The 15,523-nt window shown below is 52.5% G+C and carries 11 protein-coding genes; 10 read left to right on the plus strand and 1 reads right to left on the minus strand.

Going from position 1 to position 15,523, the window contains the following annotated elements; all coding sequences use genetic code 11:
* The first annotated feature begins 11 nt into the window (after positions 1–11).
* The 6 genes from citF to M4I31_RS04335 all read left to right on the plus strand — a co-directional run bounded on the left by citF (position 12) and on the right by M4I31_RS04335 (position 7,650).
* Positions 12–1,532: a citrate lyase subunit alpha gene (gene citF, locus M4I31_RS04310; protein WP_038633427.1), complete on the plus strand. Its 1,521-nt coding sequence runs from the start codon at positions 12–14 to the stop codon at positions 1,530–1,532.
* A gap of 5 nt (positions 1,533–1,537) precedes the next feature.
* Entirely contained in the window at positions 1,538–2,077 is a 540-nt protein-coding gene (citX, locus tag M4I31_RS04315; protein ID WP_085048774.1) for a citrate lyase holo-[acyl-carrier protein] synthase, read from the plus strand.
* Complete coding sequence (gene citG / locus M4I31_RS04320) at positions 2,052–2,927, plus strand: triphosphoribosyl-dephospho-CoA synthase CitG (RefSeq protein WP_085048775.1); 876 nt, start codon at positions 2,052–2,054, stop codon at positions 2,925–2,927. The genes citX and citG overlap by 26 nt, the downstream gene beginning before the upstream one ends.
* Before the next feature lie 27 nt (positions 2,928–2,954).
* Complete coding sequence (locus M4I31_RS04325) at positions 2,955–3,503, plus strand: alpha/beta hydrolase (protein WP_038633418.1); 549 nt, start codon at positions 2,955–2,957, stop codon at positions 3,501–3,503.
* Between the two features lie 17 nt (positions 3,504–3,520).
* Complete coding sequence (gene acnB / locus M4I31_RS04330) at positions 3,521–6,115, plus strand: bifunctional aconitate hydratase 2/2-methylisocitrate dehydratase (protein ID WP_085048776.1); 2,595 nt, start codon at positions 3,521–3,523, stop codon at positions 6,113–6,115.
* A gap of 95 nt (positions 6,116–6,210) precedes the next feature.
* Positions 6,211–7,650, plus strand: coding sequence for an anion permease (locus M4I31_RS04335; RefSeq protein ID WP_038633412.1), 1,440 nt, complete (start codon positions 6,211–6,213; stop codon positions 7,648–7,650).
* Between the two features lie 183 nt (positions 7,651–7,833).
* On the opposite strand, the gene M4I31_RS04340 is transcribed toward M4I31_RS04335, so the two are convergent.
* Positions 7,834–8,370: a GNAT family N-acetyltransferase gene (locus tag M4I31_RS04340; RefSeq protein WP_085048777.1), complete on the minus strand. Its 537-nt coding sequence runs from the start codon at positions 8,368–8,370 to the stop codon at positions 7,834–7,836.
* Positions 8,371–9,178: 808 nt separating this feature from the next.
* Here M4I31_RS04340 and pgaA point away from each other — a divergent pair.
* The 4 genes from pgaA to pgaD are packed head-to-tail and all read left to right on the plus strand — an operon-like array spanning position 9,179 to position 15,506.
* Positions 9,179–11,641: a poly-beta-1,6 N-acetyl-D-glucosamine export porin PgaA gene (gene pgaA, locus M4I31_RS04345; RefSeq protein WP_085048778.1), complete on the plus strand. Its 2,463-nt coding sequence runs from the start codon at positions 9,179–9,181 to the stop codon at positions 11,639–11,641.
* Between the two features lie 9 nt (positions 11,642–11,650).
* On the plus strand, positions 11,651–13,672 hold the full coding sequence (gene pgaB / locus M4I31_RS04350) for a poly-beta-1,6-N-acetyl-D-glucosamine N-deacetylase PgaB (protein WP_085048779.1): 2,022 nt from the start codon (positions 11,651–11,653) through the stop codon (positions 13,670–13,672).
* Positions 13,669–15,003: a poly-beta-1,6-N-acetyl-D-glucosamine synthase gene (pgaC, locus tag M4I31_RS04355; RefSeq protein ID WP_034167705.1), complete on the plus strand. Its 1,335-nt coding sequence runs from the start codon at positions 13,669–13,671 to the stop codon at positions 15,001–15,003. The genes pgaB and pgaC overlap by 4 nt, the downstream gene beginning before the upstream one ends.
* The gene (pgaD, locus tag M4I31_RS04360; RefSeq protein ID WP_085048780.1) at positions 15,000–15,506 is read left to right on the plus strand and encodes a poly-beta-1,6-N-acetyl-D-glucosamine biosynthesis protein PgaD; all 507 of its coding nucleotides are present in this window, start codon (positions 15,000–15,002) and stop codon (positions 15,504–15,506) included. The genes pgaC and pgaD overlap by 4 nt, the downstream gene beginning before the upstream one ends.
* Positions 15,507–15,523 lie beyond the last annotated feature (17 nt).

Below are 15,523 nucleotides of genomic sequence, written 5' to 3' on the forward strand. Positions count from 1 at the left end.
CAGGATGAATAATGAAAAACCTAACTGAAACTCTGCACCACATTCCAGACTCCCGTCGTGAGTACGTCGCATTCAGCGGCGCGAACGCGACGACGCCTTATCTTGCTGATCATCAGCAAAAGTACCAGCGCAAACTTTTTGCCAGTGTGGACGATGTTCTGGCCCGCTGCGATCTGCATGACGGTATGACCGTCTCCTTTCATCACGCCTTCCGCGAAGGGGATAAGGTCATCAATTACGTGATGGATAAGCTGGCTCAGCGCGGCCTGAAAGGGATCACGCTCGCGTCCAGCTCGTTAATGTCATGCAATACCCCGCTTATTGAACACATTCGTAATGGCGTGATCGGCAAAATCTATACCTCCGGGATGCGTGGTGATCTGGCGGATGCAATTTCGCACGGTCTGATGGACGAGCCGGTACAAATCCATTCCCACGGTGGGCGGGTGAATTTGATTCAGAAGGGCGAAATTGCCATTGACGTTGCGTTTCTGGCGGTTTCCTGCTGCGATGAATATGGCAATGCCAGCGGCAACGGCGGCAAATCGCAGTGCGGCTCCCTCGGTTACGCCATGGTCGATGCAAAATATGCCAAAAAAGTGGTGTTGCTCACCGAAACCCTGAAGCCTTTCCCCAACTTGCCAGCCAGTATCGTTCAGGATCAGGTTGACTATATTGTGCAGATTGAGAGCGTCGGCGACCCGGCAAAAATCAGCGTAGGCGCCGCCAGGGTCACCAGTAATCCACGTGAGCTGATGATCGCCCGTTCTGCCGCCGACGTGATCGAACACTCAGGTTATTTCCGCAACGGATTTTCCATTCAGACCGGCTCAGGTGCGGCGTCAACGGCGTGTACGCGTTTTATGGAAACCCGGATGCGCAAGCACAATATTGTTGCCCGGTTCGCACTGGGCGGAATCACCGGCAGCATTGTCGATCTGCATCAGAAAGGGTTAATTGAAAAGATCCTCGATACGCAAAGCTTTGACGGTGCGGCGGCAGCCTCCATGGCGGTCAATCCCGACCATGTGGAAATCTCCACTAACGTCTATGCGAACCCGGCCGCGAAAGCCGCCTGCTGCGACAGGGTGGATGTGGTCATCCTCAGCGCACTGGAAGTAGACACCCAGTTTAACGTCAATGTCCTGACCGGCTCCGACGGCGTAATGCGCGGCGCGTCGGGTGGACACTGCGACGTCGCGGCTGCGGCAAATCTCACAATTGTCGTTGCCCCGCTGATCCGCAGCCGCATTCCTACCGTCGTCAGGCAGGTCACTACGCTGGTAACGCCGGGTGAAAGTATTGACGTTCTGGTTACCGACCACGGTATTGCCGTTAATCCGGCGCGCCCGGAAATCCGCGAACGTCTGATCAACGCCGGACTGCCCGTCGTCGACATCGAAGCCTTGTATCAACAGGCACTGCTGATCTCGGGCAAGCCTAAGGCGGTTGAATTTACTGACCGCATTGTCGGTGTGGTGCGCTACCGCGACGGCAGTGTGATTGATGTGGTTCGCCAGGTGAAGGAGTAAGTCCCATGACGGATAAAGCCTCGAATGCAAATGTCTCTCTGGAACAGGTTCTGGCTTCCCGGGTGCAACGAGCCCGTCGGCAGCAGGCGTGGCTGTTTCAGTCGGATCATACCGTGGTTTCCGTCACGCTGGTCTGGCCGGGCGAGGTGAAGGACACCGCGCTGGCCAGGCGCGTGATGGCCGTTGCGAATCAGGCTCTCGGAGAGCTGTTCCACACACATCAGTGGAAGGTTTGTCGGCATCAGGCGTTGCATCCGGTCACCGGGCCGGAAGCGCTCTGGTCGGTCGCGGCTCCCGCGTGGATGATTAAACACGTCACGGCGCATCTGGAAGATAACCATCCTTTGGGACGTCTGTGGGATATCGACGTGTTTTGTCCGAAAAAGGGGCTGCTGAAAAGAAATGCCATCCAGCAGCCGATGCGGAGATGCTTTATCTGTCATGAACCTGCTCATGTTTGTTCCCGTTCGCGACGTCATTCGCAGGCCGAGCTAACGCGCGTGATCGAGGAGTTAACCGATGACTACTTCGCTTGCCAGATTTAACGAACCAGACGTGCAGCGCTCCTTTGCTGAGCTGGCTGTCGAGGCCCTGTACCGGGAAATTAATTTAACCCCGAAACCGGGTCTGGTGGATCGCGTAAACAGCGGGGCGCATAGCGATATGAATTTCGCACTGTTCATAACCAGTATCGCGGCGATTGCCCCCTGGCTGCCACTCTTTTTCAACACAGGCAGAGAGACTGCTTATCTTGCTGGCCCACAAACGCTGCGGGCGCTAAGGCCGACTGGCCTGGCCTGTGAGCAGGCGATGTTTACCGCCACCGGCGGGGTGAACACTCATAAAGGGGGGATCTTCTCGCTGGGGCTGCTGTGTGCTGCGGCGGGTCGTCTTACCCAAAGGCATGACGCGCTCACGCAACGCAGCCTGTGCCACGAGACCAGCCTTATCTGTACCGGCATTGTCGAGCAGGAATTGAAAAATAGCGGTATCGCAAAAACGAAGGGAGAGCAGCAGTTTCAGGCATACGGGTTCACCGGGGCAAGAGGGGAAGCCGCCAGTGGTTTCATCACTGTACGCCAGTCAGGTCTTCCGCATCTGCAAACCGCGTTACGTCAGGGAGAATCCGAAGAGGTGGCGTTACTGAGGATGTTGCTGGGCCTGATGGCGGCAAATCCGGATACCAATCTGGTTTCTCGGGGAGGGACCGCAGGGCTGAATTACGCCAGACGCTACGCCAGACGATTATTAAAAATACAGCGTCTCACGGCGGATAAATTAGTCAAGGCGTTATTCAGAATGGACGCGGAATTTATCAAACGGAATTTAAGCCCTGGCGGTAGCGCAGATCTTATCGCCGTTGGATGGTTATTGTCGCAATTTCCAGCCGAATAATCGCGAATAGCGTAACAGGAAAACGTCATGATTGAACAACGCCTGCAGCAGCTCAGAAACGTTTATACCCTTATTCTGGTGCCGGGTCTGAGAGACAGCGATGAATATCACTGGCAAAGCTGCTGGGGGCGACGTTTTCCTTTCTGGAGGCGGATTCAGCAAAAAAACTGGCTAGAACCTGATATTGAAAACTGGGTTTCCGCCATTACCCGCGAGCTGGCGCTTTCTCCGCTGCCCGCCATTCTCGTCGGCCATAGTTTTGGCGCGCTGGCATCGTGCAGGTTACTGCAAACGCGCCGGGTAAACGTCGCCGGGGTCGTTATGGTCGCACCGGCAGAACCCGCGTTTTTCGGCCTTGAAGAGGCCATTCAACCCGCGTCTTTACCCGTTCCCTGCCTGATGTTTGCCAGCAGAAATGATCCCCTGATGCCTTTTTCGCGCGCGCAATTCTGGGCGGCTTGCTGGGAGGGGCATTTAATCGATATCGGGGAGGCGGGACATATTAATGCCGAGTCTGGCTTTGGCGAATGGCCGTACGGACTCGAACGCTTAACAGAATTTTGTGAACAACTTTAGCTTTAACAGGAGAACCTATGTTAGATGATTATAATCAGCACCAGCATGCGCGTGCTGAATCGGGTATTCCGGCGAAACCCTTAACAGCGCAACAAACTGATGCACTGATTCAACGTTTAATCAATGATGCACCCGTACATCATCCGGAATTAATTCATTTATTGACCCATAGCGTACCACCGGGTGTCGATCCTGCGGCAAAGTTAAAAGCCGAGTTTTTATTTAAGGTGGCGTTGCAGGAATACCGTGTTGACGGGCTTACTCCCGAAGCAGCAACGGCGCTGCTGGGCTCCATGCAGGGCGGCTATAACGTCCAGCCACTGATCGATCTTCTTGAACATCCCGATCTGGCACCGCTGGCCGCGCAGCAGCTTTCTTCTACGATCCTGATCTTCGAAAAATTCAGCCTGGTTGAGGCCAAAGCACTGAGCGGTAACGTCCAGGCACAAGAGGTGCTGCAGTCCTGGGCGAATGCCGAATGGTTTACCCGCCGTCCGGCCATGGCTGAAAAAATCACCCTGAAGGTGTTTAAGGTTCCCGGTGAGACCAATACCGACGATTTGTCTCCTGCGCCGGAGGCGTGGTCACGCCCGGATATTCCGCTGCACGCGCTCTCCATGCTCAGTAACGTCAGGGAAGGGGTTGTGCCTGATGAACCCGGCGTGCGTGGTCCTGTCCGTCAGTTGGCAGCGCTAAAAGAGGGCGGCTGGCCGCTGGTGTACGTGGGGGACGTCGTGGGGACCGGATCATCACGTAAATCCGCTACCAACTCCATCCTGTGGCACATCGGGAACGATATTCCGTACGTGCCGAATAAACGTAACGGCGGGTTTGTATTTGGCGGCAAGATTGCCCCTATTTTCTTCAACACCCTGGAAGATTCCGGTGCCTTGCCGGTAGAGATGGATGTCTCTGCGCTGACGACCGGAATGCTGATCGATCTTTACCCCTACAAGGGCGAAATTCGTGAAACAGAAAGCCAGCGGCTGGTGACAACCTTTACCCTGAAAACCGAGGTGCTACTGGACGAAGTGCGCGCCGGCGGGCGTATCCCGCTGATTATCGGACGCAGCCTGACGGCGAAAGCGCGTGAATCCCTGAAGCTGGCGCCTTCCGAGGTATTCCGCAAGCCCGCGTTAGTTGCGCCTTCCGCGAAAGGTTTTACGCTTGCACAAAAAATGGTGGGTAAAGCCTGCGGCGTCGCAGGGATCCGACCTGGACAGTATTGCGAGCCGAAGATAGCGACCGTGGGTTCTCAGGACACCACCGGCGGGATGACGCGTGACGAGCTAACCGACCTCGCATGTCTCACGTTTTCAGCCGATCTGGTGATGCAGTCGTTCTGCCACACCTCTGCATATCCTAAGCCAGTAGATGTTCAACTCCATGAAACCCTGCCGCAGTTTATCACCAGCCGTAACGGGGTTGCGCTGAAACCGGGCGACGGCATTATCCACTCATGGCTTAACCGCATGCTGCTGCCGGACACGGTTGGTACAGGCGCTGACTCCCATACTCGCTTCCCGCTGGGGATCTCTTTCCCTGGTGGTTCCGGGCTGGTAGCGTTCGCCGCCGCGACGGGCATTATGCCGCTGGATATGCCTGAATCAGTACTGGTGCGCTTTAAGGGCGAGATGCAGAAAGGGATCACCCTGCGCGATCTGGTGCATGCCATTCCGCTGTATGCCAAAAAGCAGGGGCTGTTAACGGTCGAGAAAAAGAATAAGCGCAATATTTTCTCGGGCCGGATCCTCGAAATTGAAGGGTTGGAAATGTTGAGTGCAGAGCAGGCGTTTGAACTGGCTGATGCCTCTGCCGAGCGCTCCGCTGCGGCCTGCGTTATGCGTCTGGCGGAAGACAATGTCGCGCAATATTTGCGCTCCAATGCGGCCCTGCTGCGCTGGATGGTTAAGCAGGGTTATGAGAACGCCGCCACGCTTGAACGCCGTATTGCTGAGATGGAGGCATGGCTGGCTAGCCCGTCGCTGCTGTCTGCCGATCCTGACGCGGAATATGCTGCTGTCATTGATATTGATCTTAATGAAATCACCGAACCGGTAGTCTGTGCCCCGAACGATCCGGACGATGCCCGGTTACTTACTGAGGTTGCCAGCATGCCCATTGAAGAGGTCTTCATTGGTTCCTGCATGACAAACATTGGTCATTTCCGCGCTGCGGGTAAAATCATGGCCGATGGCAGCGAAAACCAGGCGCGCTTGTGGCTGGCGCCGCCGACTAAAATGGATGCCCAACAACTCTCCCGTGAAGGCTATTTTAGTCAGTTTATTAAATCAGGGGCGAGAATCGAGCCTGCGGGCTGTTCCCTGTGCATGGGGAACCAGGCGAGGGTTCGCGAAGGGAGTAACGTGGTATCGACCTCGACGCGAAATTTCCCGAATCGTCTGGGAACGAATGCTAAAGTATTTCTTGCCTCCGCAGAATTAAGCACCGTCGCGGCCATGTTGGGTAAAATGCCCACCGTTGAAGAATATTTTAGCTATACCGATAAGCTTTATGACGCACATGAGGATATCTATCGCTATCTCAGTTTTGATACCTTAAGTGAATATCAAATCACGGAAGGCGATAATATCAAGGTTGTGAATCTGTAATATTTATCATTTGTTTAATAAATGTATTTAGTGTGTGGAGGCTCCTCTGCGGAGCGGCCTCTGCTATTCAGGGACCCTTTTCTCATGGGTGAGATATGCTTAAATCGAATATTTTAAAAACAATCTTGCTTGCCGTGATAATATTATTATCAATATTTATTCCTCCGCCTGATGGATTAACCAAAGAGGCGTGGATACTGGCAGGAATATATTTATCCGCTATCGTTGGGCTGGTTATTAAACCCTATCCTGAACCCGTTATTATGCTGGTTGCGGTTGCGTTAACCTGTTTTACCGTGACAAAATTTCCGGATTCACCCGTCAAATCACTGGATGTGCTGAGCGGGTACGCGTCAGGCACCACCTGGCTGGTGTTTAGCGCCTTTACGCTGAGTGCGGCATTTGTCACTACCGGGCTCGGGAAACGGCTTGCATACTGGTTTATTCTTAAATTTGGCAGTACGACGCTGAGACTGGGGTATGTTACCGCCTTGCTGGATTTGGTGTTAGCGCCTGCGACGCCCTCAAATACCGCGCGGGCAGGTGGGGTGGTTTTCCCTATTATTAACAGCATCGCGACAGTATTGGGCTCAACGCCAAAAGAGTCACCCAGCAAAGCTGGCCGTTATTTAATGGTCAACGTCTATATGGTCACGAAAACGACCAGCTATATGTTTTTAACGGGCTTTGCCGGTAACGCGTTAGCGCTACAGCTCATTTCAGATATCTTCCATATTCATATTAGCTGGATCGGCTGGATGCTGGCGGCAGCACCGTTGGGGTTATTGATGCTGTGTATCATTCCCTATATCTGCTACCGGGTTGCTTCCCCGGAAATTAAAAAAATTGATAATGTCGCTATTGCGACCAACGGACTTCAAAGTCTTGGGGCAATGAGCCTCAAAGAGAAAGGGCTGGTGGTCATTTTTGTCGCTGCATTATTGGGCTGGATCTTCTCACGTAAACTTGGACTCAATGAATCTGCGGTCGCCATTATCGCAATGGGAGCGGCACTGCTGTTTAATATTATTGGCTGGAGTGATGTCCAGAAAAATAAAGGTGGCTGGAATACCCTGATGTGGTACGGGGGCATCATTGGTCTGAGCGCAACCCTGAGCAAGGAGGGATTTTTCCGCTGGCTGGCCGATTTCATGTCAGCACATCTGGATTTTCTCAGTGCCGGGAATATGACTATTGTGATTATTGTGTTTCTCAGCGTGCTGGTGCGCTATTTCTTTGCTTCCGGCGGGGCATACGTCGCAGCAATGGTACCGGTCTTTGCCACTGTAGGTCTGGTCACCGGAACGGCACCTGTTTTGCTGGCACTTGCCATCCTATTTTCCAACTCCTACGGCGGTTGCATCACTCACTATGGTGGCGCGGCGGGGCCGATTATCTTTGCCGCAGGGTATAATGACATTAAGTCGTGGTGGACAATCGGTACTATCGTGGCATTGTGCACGTTTGTGCTTCACATGCTCGTCGGTATTCCCTGGTGGGGGTTCCTGATACAGCACGGTATGCTGCAGTCTTAATCGCCCGGTGGCGGCTACGCCTTATTTTGCCTGGAAAGGCTAAAACTGTAGGTCGGGTCAAGCGTAGCCGCCACCCGACCACATCACTATTGTGACGTATTCGTAAACAATAAAGTACGTGGCTTGCTCTCAGCCCTTCGCCCGCTCCAGATTTCCTTTTCCTGAAGTCATCCCTTAGAAAAGTTAAATAGCAGCATCGACATCCGCTGGTAGTGTACTGTTCCCTTCCCCCAGAGCGCGTTGCAGCAAAACTGTATCCAGCCAGCGACCATGCTTGAAGCCAACGTCTTTCAGCGTGCCTATTTCTGTAAATCCGACCTGCTGATGAACTTTTAACGATCCCTGATTATTGCTGTCGCCGACCATGGCAATTAATTGTCGATAGCCGTGCGTTTCGGCCCAGTCAATAACATGGCGCAGTAACGCACTTCCCGCCCCTTGACGCTGTGCCGCCGGGTCAATGTAAATCGAATCTTCGAGGGTATAGCGGTAAGCGTAGCGTTCACGATAACGAGTGAGATAACAATATCCGATGACCTTGTCTTCCTGCAGGGCGACAACCCAGGGCAGCCCCAGACTATGAATTTTTTCCAGACGAGCCAGCATTTCGTGGGTATTCGGTGGGGTGGTTTCAAAGCTGCCAGTACCGTGAATAACGTGGTGTGCATAGATATCGCGTATGGCGGGGATGTGTTTTTCTTCTGCATTAACGATTTTCATTAGACCAGCTCCCATTGGCGTCTTTTTTCAGATTACCTGAAAGTCTGAAGGGAAGGTAAGCGCAAAAAGTTATGCTTCAATCAGCTGTTCATAATGAAATTAGGCTTGTTAATTGTAAGGGTAAAGAATTGATTGTGGCTGATGCTGACGATAGCAAGCCAGGGTGATAAATAAAAATATTAAATAGGAAAACTGATAATTTCCCACACCGACATTGGCGGATGGAAAAATACTAACGTTCAATCATAAATTAATAAAGTACTTTAATATCATGATATTATCACTGTACCTAATTATTATTGCGGCTGTACCCTTAATTTTATTTCATCAACACTGCCTGCAACCTAAAAATACGTTATAGTGCTTATCTTGTTATCTGAACACTTGTTATCAGAACTTTCTCTATTCATACCAAATAGTTACCATGCGAACAGTTACAGAGGGTAGTTATGTCATCCGGCAATAGTTAACATCGTCACATGACTTCTCCACGGGAAATTAATCTAAATCCAGAATTCAATCCCAAGAGTATTAGAATAACTTAGTCTAAAATCCTTTTTTTGCCTAAGCATTATCTTATTACATAGCCACGAACTACGCTGAGTGATAAAATTCTCGAGTTTATGCCTTCTTTCCAATGATTAGAGGACGAGGCACAGGTAGTCAATAAGACGAAAGAATTAATTGCTTCATAACCCTATTACGAAATAAGCGGCAGTGCGTCTTACATGGTCGGCAACCGTCAGGGATTGACTGTAACTTATTGAAAACGCTTATTTTCACTATGATGTAAGATATAAGGGCAGATATGTTAAGTATGCGTCGACATGCCAACTTCATTAAACGTTTTAAGTCTGTAAGCTGTTTATTTACGGCAAGCATTCTTTTCCCGATGCCAATCTTTGCAGCGGTATCAGATTATGACGCTTTGGTTATTGAAGCGCGGGGAGGTAATAGCGCACCGCTATTACGTTTCCTTGAGAATCAGGGAAAGAAAAGCGCGCTAACGCCAAATCAGGTTGCCGACTGGCTGCAAGTTTCCAGTTGGGTCGATAACAACGATAAAACCACAATTGAAATCTGGCAGCAGTATCGTGGACAGATGAATGTACCTGCCCGGGGCAAAGTCGCCGCTGCACGAGCATATCGCAACCAGAAGAACTGGAATGATTCTTTAGCCATCTGGGAAAGCGTTTTACAGGAAGAGCCTGATAACGTAGATGTACGTACCGGCTGGATAATGACGTTGGCGGATGCTCGCTACAATCAGCAAGCCCTTACTGAAGCGAATAAATGGGCGCAGGCGCATCCCGGGGCTGATTCTGATGCGCTACTTGCCTATGTCTACCATTCGCAGGGAAAAAACTGGGATGCATTGTTAGTTGCCAGCCAGGCGGATGACGTCGATCCAGGCAACAAAAATGCAAAATCCACATTACTGTCTGCGCTGTCAGCAAACCGCGTTTCCGGGCCCGCCTTAAATATGGCAGAGGTGGTACCAACTGCTGATCCTGTGAAGCGTCGCCTTGAGCTTGATGCGGCGGCTGAAATGGTACGTTCCTCTTATACCTCTGCGCGTAATGAAGAAGAGCGTTTTATCGTGGCTGATAAAGCGCTGGCCCGTTATGACCAGTTGCTGACTGCCTGGAAAGATGAGCCTTCTGCGCAGAATGATGTCCGTCGGGCCAGAATTGACCGCATGGGCGCCTTGCTGGTCCGTAAACGCACTTCTGAAGTGATTAGTGAATACGAATCGCTGTCTGCGAGCGGCGAGGTGCCAAACTACGCAAAACGCTGGGTAGCATCGGCATGGTTAAGCGAACGGCAGCCGGAAAAAACCGAAGCGATGCTGATGAGCATCTACTATCCGAACGGACCGATTCCGGTTACGCCGCTCGGTCCTGAGGATCAACAGGATCTGTTCTACGCGCACATCGATAATGAAAACTTTGATGCAGCTAAAAAACAGGTCGATGCGTTAATTAAAGACAGCCCATATCTGCGACGCATCTATGGTTCGCCAACGCCGCAGCCAAACGATAACTGGCTGCTGGGACAGTCGCTGCAGACGCAATATCATATCGCTGCCAATGAACTGCCGGAGGCAGAAAAACTCGCAGAGCATCTGGCGCGAACAGGCTCGGGTAACCAAGGGCTGCGCATATCCTATGCTTCTGTTCTTGAAGCCCGTGGACTGCCGCATGCGGCGGAGAAAGAGCTTAAACTGGCGGAAGTGATTGAGCCCAGTAACCTGGAACTGGAGCGTCAGCAGGCCTATGTGGCGCTGGATCTCCAGGAGTGGAAGCAGGCCGATGAACTGACGGATGACGTTATTGCTCGCAGTCCGGATGATGAAGCGACGCTGCGCCTCGCACGCATGCGTGATGTGCATAAAATGTCGGAAGTACGTATTAGCGGCACGCAGGGGATCTCGTCCGATAGCCCGGTCAGCGGTAAGAATGATTTCAACATCAACACGGCCATTTACAGCCCGCCAATTAATGACAACTGGCGACTGTTTACCGGATTCAACTTCGCGACCGGCGAGTTTGAGGAAGGGAAAGGGATTAGCCGCGATCTGGCGGCTGGTGCGGAATGGACTTCCCGTGATTACTGGGCCGAAATGGAAGTGTCTGGCCGAAACTATGGCGATGGGCAGAAAATAGGCGGTCGTCTTTCCGCCTGGCATGATTTCAACGATAACTGGCGCGTGGGCGGTTCGGCCGAGCGTCTTTCGCGCAACACGCCACTGCGCGCGCTGCGTAGCGGCGTGTATGCCAACAGCGGCGATTTGTTTGTTCGCTGGTATCAAAACGAACGACGTGAATATCAATTGTCGTTTGCCGCATCACATTTCTCGGATGGTAACGATCGCATCGAATATGGGCTGAGCGGAAAAGAGCGCATGTGGACCACGCCGCGCTTTACGCTGGACTTTACCCCGGGTATCGGTGGGAGCACTAACACTAAAGAGAATGTGCCGTATTACAACCCTAAGAGTGATTTTTCCGTTGTGCCAGGCCTGAGCGCGGAACAGGTTCTTTACCGCCATTATGACACCGTGTGGACCCAGCAAGGCATAGCCGGAGTGGGTGGCTACTGGCAGCAAGGTGAAGACGTTGGCGCTATCGTTCAGGTGGGATATGGACAACGGCTCAAATGGAACAACGTCGTAGATGGCGGGGTGATGCTGGTTTGGGATAAACGCCCCTATGACGGTAAACGTGAGCGGAATATCTCCCTCGCTTTCGATTTAAATGTCAGGTTTTAAGGATTGTTCATGCTGAAAAGATGCCTGTGGCTTAGCGCATTAATCGCTGGCTGGTTGATGATTACCGCGTGCAGTAGCGCGCACAATACAACGCCTCGCTATGTTCCTCCCGCAGAGAGAACGCCGTTGACGGCAGATCATCCATGGCCGAAAAACAGCTTCCTGGTGCTCGGCTATCATGATGTTGAGGATGGCGCCGCCGACCAGCGCTACCTCTCCGTGCGCACCAGCGCGTTGAGCGATCAAATGGCCTGGTTGCGTGATAATGGCTATAACCCGATTAGCGTGCAGCAAATTCTGGACGCTCATGACGGTAAGATTGTGTTGCCGGAAAAAGCGGTCTTACTCACCTTTGACGACGGATACAGCAGTTTTTATACTCGCGTCTGGCCGCTGCTGAAAGCCTACAACTGGCCTGCGCTCTGGGCTCCAGTGGGCAGTTGGGTTGATTCTCCAGCCAATAAAAAAGTCGATTTTGGCGGCTTAATGACGGCGCGAGATAAATTTGCCACCTGGAAGATGGTCGAGGAAATGGGCAAATCGCCGTTGGTGGAAGTGGGGGCGCACACCTGGAACTCGCATTTCGGCGCTGAGGCGAACCCGCAAGGAAGCAAAGAACCTGCGGTGGCGAATCGTCTTTACGATAAGAAAACCGGGACTTACGAAACCGACGAACAGTACAATCGTCGCATTAATACTGATATCTCGCTGATCACCAATAAGATTAAATCGGTAACCGGGAAATCGCCGCGCGCGTGGGTGTGGCCTTATGGTGCGGCTAACGGCACCACCTTAAACCTGGCCAAAGAACATGGCTATAAGATGGCCTTTACGCTCAATGAAGGGCTGGCGAACGCTGCGTTTCTTGATGATATCCCGCGTGTACTGATCTCTGATAACCCGTCTCTCAAGCGCTTTGCCAGTCAGGTCGCTCAGGTACGTGAACCACAAACGATGCGTGTGATGCACGTCGATCTGGATTACGTGTATGACAAAGATCCTGCCCAGCAGAAGCGAAACATCGACAAGCTGATCCAGCGTGTTTATGACATGCGTATTTCTCATGTCTTCCTGCAGGCGTACGCCGATCCTAAAGGCGACGGGAATATTCGCGAACTCTATTTCCCTAACCGCTGGCTGCCGATGCGTGCCGATCTCTTTAACTATATCTCCTGGCAGTTACAAACGCGGGCCGGGGTGACGGTATATGCTTGGATGCCGGTACTGGCTTTCGACCTCGATGCTTCCATTCCACGCGTGACGGCATGGGATCCGAAAACAGGACGCACTGCGATCAATCACGAGAACTATGTGCGTCTGTCTCCCTGGGACAGCGAAGCGCGTAAACGTATCACTGAAATCTATGAAGACCTGGCGAAGCATGCCAGCTTCAAAGGGATTTTGTTCCACGACGATGCTTTCCTGACGGACTTTGAAGATGCGTCACCGGAGGCGTTAGCCGCCTACCGCGCCGCAGGGCTTCCGGGAAGTATTGAGCAAATCCGTAGCAACCCTCAAACCTTCGAACGCTGGACGCGTCTGAAAAGTAAGATGCTGATCGACTTCACCAAACAGTTGACCCGCTCAGTGCGCAATATTCGCGGTCCGCAGGTGCAAACTGCCCGCAATATATACGCCATGCCGGTACTGGAGCCTGAAAGCGAAGCCTGGTTTGCGCAAAACCTGAATGATTTCCTCAATACCTATGACTGGACGGCACCCATGGCGATGCCATTCATGGAGCAGATCCCGGCTAATGATGCCAATGCCTGGCTCGACAGATTAGTCAATGCCGTTGCACAAACGCCCGGCGCGCTGGACAAAACCGTGTTTGAACTGCAGGCACGAGACTGGCGTAAATCCGGGGACGAGGCAGAAATCAGTGGAAAACAAATAGCCGAATGGATGCGCCAACTGAAACTAAGTGGTGCAGGTAACTACGGCTATTATCCGGATGATTTCATCAGCGACAAACCTGAGATGTCAGAGATTCGCTCGACGTTCTCCTCATACTGGTACCCGCAAAAATGACCGATCGCATTATTGCTTTCCTGATACTTTGCCTGATGTTCAGCCTGCCGTTTGGCGTGGCTGTCATCTTTACAGGTGAAGTCATGTTGAACTTCGTCTTCTTCTGGCCTTTATTCATGTCTGCATTATGGATAAGCGGCGGGGTCTATTTCTGGTTTTATCGTGAGCGTCACTGGAAATGGGGAGACGATACACCGCCACCTACGCTGGAGGGAAATCCGCTGGTTTCCATTTTGATCCCCTGCTTTAACGAAGGGATCAACGCGCGGGAAACCATCGGCGCTGCGATGGCACAGCGCTACAAGAATATCGAAGTGATTGCCATTAACGACGGTTCAACGGACGATACGCACGATGTTCTGGAACAGTTGGCGATTGAGTACCCCAGCCTGCGCGTCATTCATCTGGCTGAAAATCAGGGCAAAGCGCTGGCGCTCAAAACGGGCGCGGCCGCTGCGCGCAGCGATTACCTGGTGTGTATTGATGGCGATGCGTTACTGGATCGCGATGCCGTGGCGTATCTGGTCGCTCCGCTGATCCAGTTCCCACGCGTTGGGGCGGTAACCGGCAACCCGCGTATTCGCACCCGTTCCACGCTAATCGGTCGTGTGCAGGTCGGTGAGTTCTCTTCCATTATCGGCTTAATTAAGCGTACTCAACGAGTCTATGGTCAGATCTTTAGCGTCTCTGGCGTAGTTGCGGCGTTTCGTCGTCGCGCGCTGGCCGAGGTGGGGTACTGGAGCCCGGACATGATCACCGAAGACATCGATATCAGTTGGAAACTGCAGTTGCGCCATTGGTCGATATTCTTTGAGCCGCGCGCGCTGTGCTGGATCCTGATGCCTGAAACGTTAAGAGGGCTGTGGAAGCAGCGCCTGCGCTGGGCGCAAGGCGGGGCGGAGGTGTTTATTGTTAACATGCGCCGTCTGTGGTCGTGGGAGTTCCGTCGCATGTGGCCGCTATTTTTCGAGTTCTGCTTTTCTACCACGTGGGCATTTGCCTATGCGATCAGTATCGTGCTGTTCCTGCTGGGACTGATGATCCCGATGCCGGACTCGCTGTATGTTCAACATCTGTTCCCGCCAGCCTTTACCGGACTTATTCTCGGCGTGGTCTGCTTAATACAGTTTGCGATAAGCCTGATGATTGAACGACGCTATGAAAAAGGCATTGGCGCCTCATTGTTCTGGATAATCTGGTTCCCGGTGGTGTACTGGCTGTTGAGCCTGTTTACCACGTTGGTGTCATTCCCGAAAGTGATGCTCAAACGCAAACGCGGCAGGGCGCGCTGGGTGAGTCCTGACCGTGGAATAGGGAGGATCGAATCATGAGTCAGCCGCTGATCTTTACGGAGCGGCGTCTGCTGCCGCGCATCATTGACGTTCTGTTAACGATTTTTGCCTGGGTTGGATTTTTATACTTAATCTACAAAGGGCTGATTACGGCCCTGGCGCATTCACCGTATATGGGCGTGCGTCCCTTTTTCACCACACTGGATACGGTCACGTTTTACATCCTTGTCGCGCTGGTCAACGGACTGGTGCTGATCGGCTGGGCGAAATACAACCAGTTTCGTTTTCGGGTGGAGCGTCGCAGTCGCAGACCAGGACTGGAAGACCATGAGCTGGCGGAAAGTTTACGTATTACCCGTGAACTGGTTACAGAGTTGAACAAAGCGAGGGTGCTGACGGTCCATCACCATGAGAATGGCGAAATCAGTCATATCGATGTGGACAAGCACATCGCCGATAACCGCCTGCCGCCGCCGACGCCTGCAATGCTGGAATATTTGCCGCCGGAGCGGGAGCCATCGTTACAGAAAAGGCCCGAGTGATATTTCTGCTACCCGCC

It is taken from the genome of Citrobacter sp. XT1-2-2 (assembly GCF_023516235.1).
GTDB classification, from domain to species: Bacteria; Pseudomonadota; Gammaproteobacteria; order Enterobacterales; family Enterobacteriaceae; genus Citrobacter; species Citrobacter werkmanii.

What these genes read in the sequence shown, in the direction of transcription:
- citG (WP_085048775.1), top strand. Translation starts at nt 2,052, where the DNA reads ATGACTACTTCGCTTGCCAGATTTAACGAACCAGACGTGCAGCGCTCC.
- citX (WP_085048774.1), top strand. Translation starts at nt 1,538, where the DNA reads ATGACGGATAAAGCCTCGAATGCAAATGTCTCTCTGGAACAGGTTCTG.
- M4I31_RS04340 (WP_085048777.1), bottom strand. Translation starts at nt 8,370, where the DNA reads ATGAAAATCGTTAATGCAGAAGAAAAACACATCCCCGCCATACGCGAT.
- pgaB (WP_085048779.1), top strand. Translation starts at nt 11,651, where the DNA reads ATGCTGAAAAGATGCCTGTGGCTTAGCGCATTAATCGCTGGCTGGTTG.
- M4I31_RS04335 (WP_038633412.1), top strand. Translation starts at nt 6,211, where the DNA reads ATGCTTAAATCGAATATTTTAAAAACAATCTTGCTTGCCGTGATAATA.
- citF (WP_038633427.1), top strand. Translation starts at nt 12, where the DNA reads ATGAAAAACCTAACTGAAACTCTGCACCACATTCCAGACTCCCGTCGT.
- M4I31_RS04325 (WP_038633418.1), top strand. Translation starts at nt 2,955, where the DNA reads ATGATTGAACAACGCCTGCAGCAGCTCAGAAACGTTTATACCCTTATT.
- pgaC (WP_034167705.1), top strand. Translation starts at nt 13,669, where the DNA reads ATGACCGATCGCATTATTGCTTTCCTGATACTTTGCCTGATGTTCAGC.
- acnB (WP_085048776.1), top strand. Translation starts at nt 3,521, where the DNA reads ATGTTAGATGATTATAATCAGCACCAGCATGCGCGTGCTGAATCGGGT.
- pgaA (WP_085048778.1), top strand. Translation starts at nt 9,179, where the DNA reads ATGTTAAGTATGCGTCGACATGCCAACTTCATTAAACGTTTTAAGTCT.
- pgaD (WP_085048780.1), top strand. Translation starts at nt 15,000, where the DNA reads ATGAGTCAGCCGCTGATCTTTACGGAGCGGCGTCTGCTGCCGCGCATC.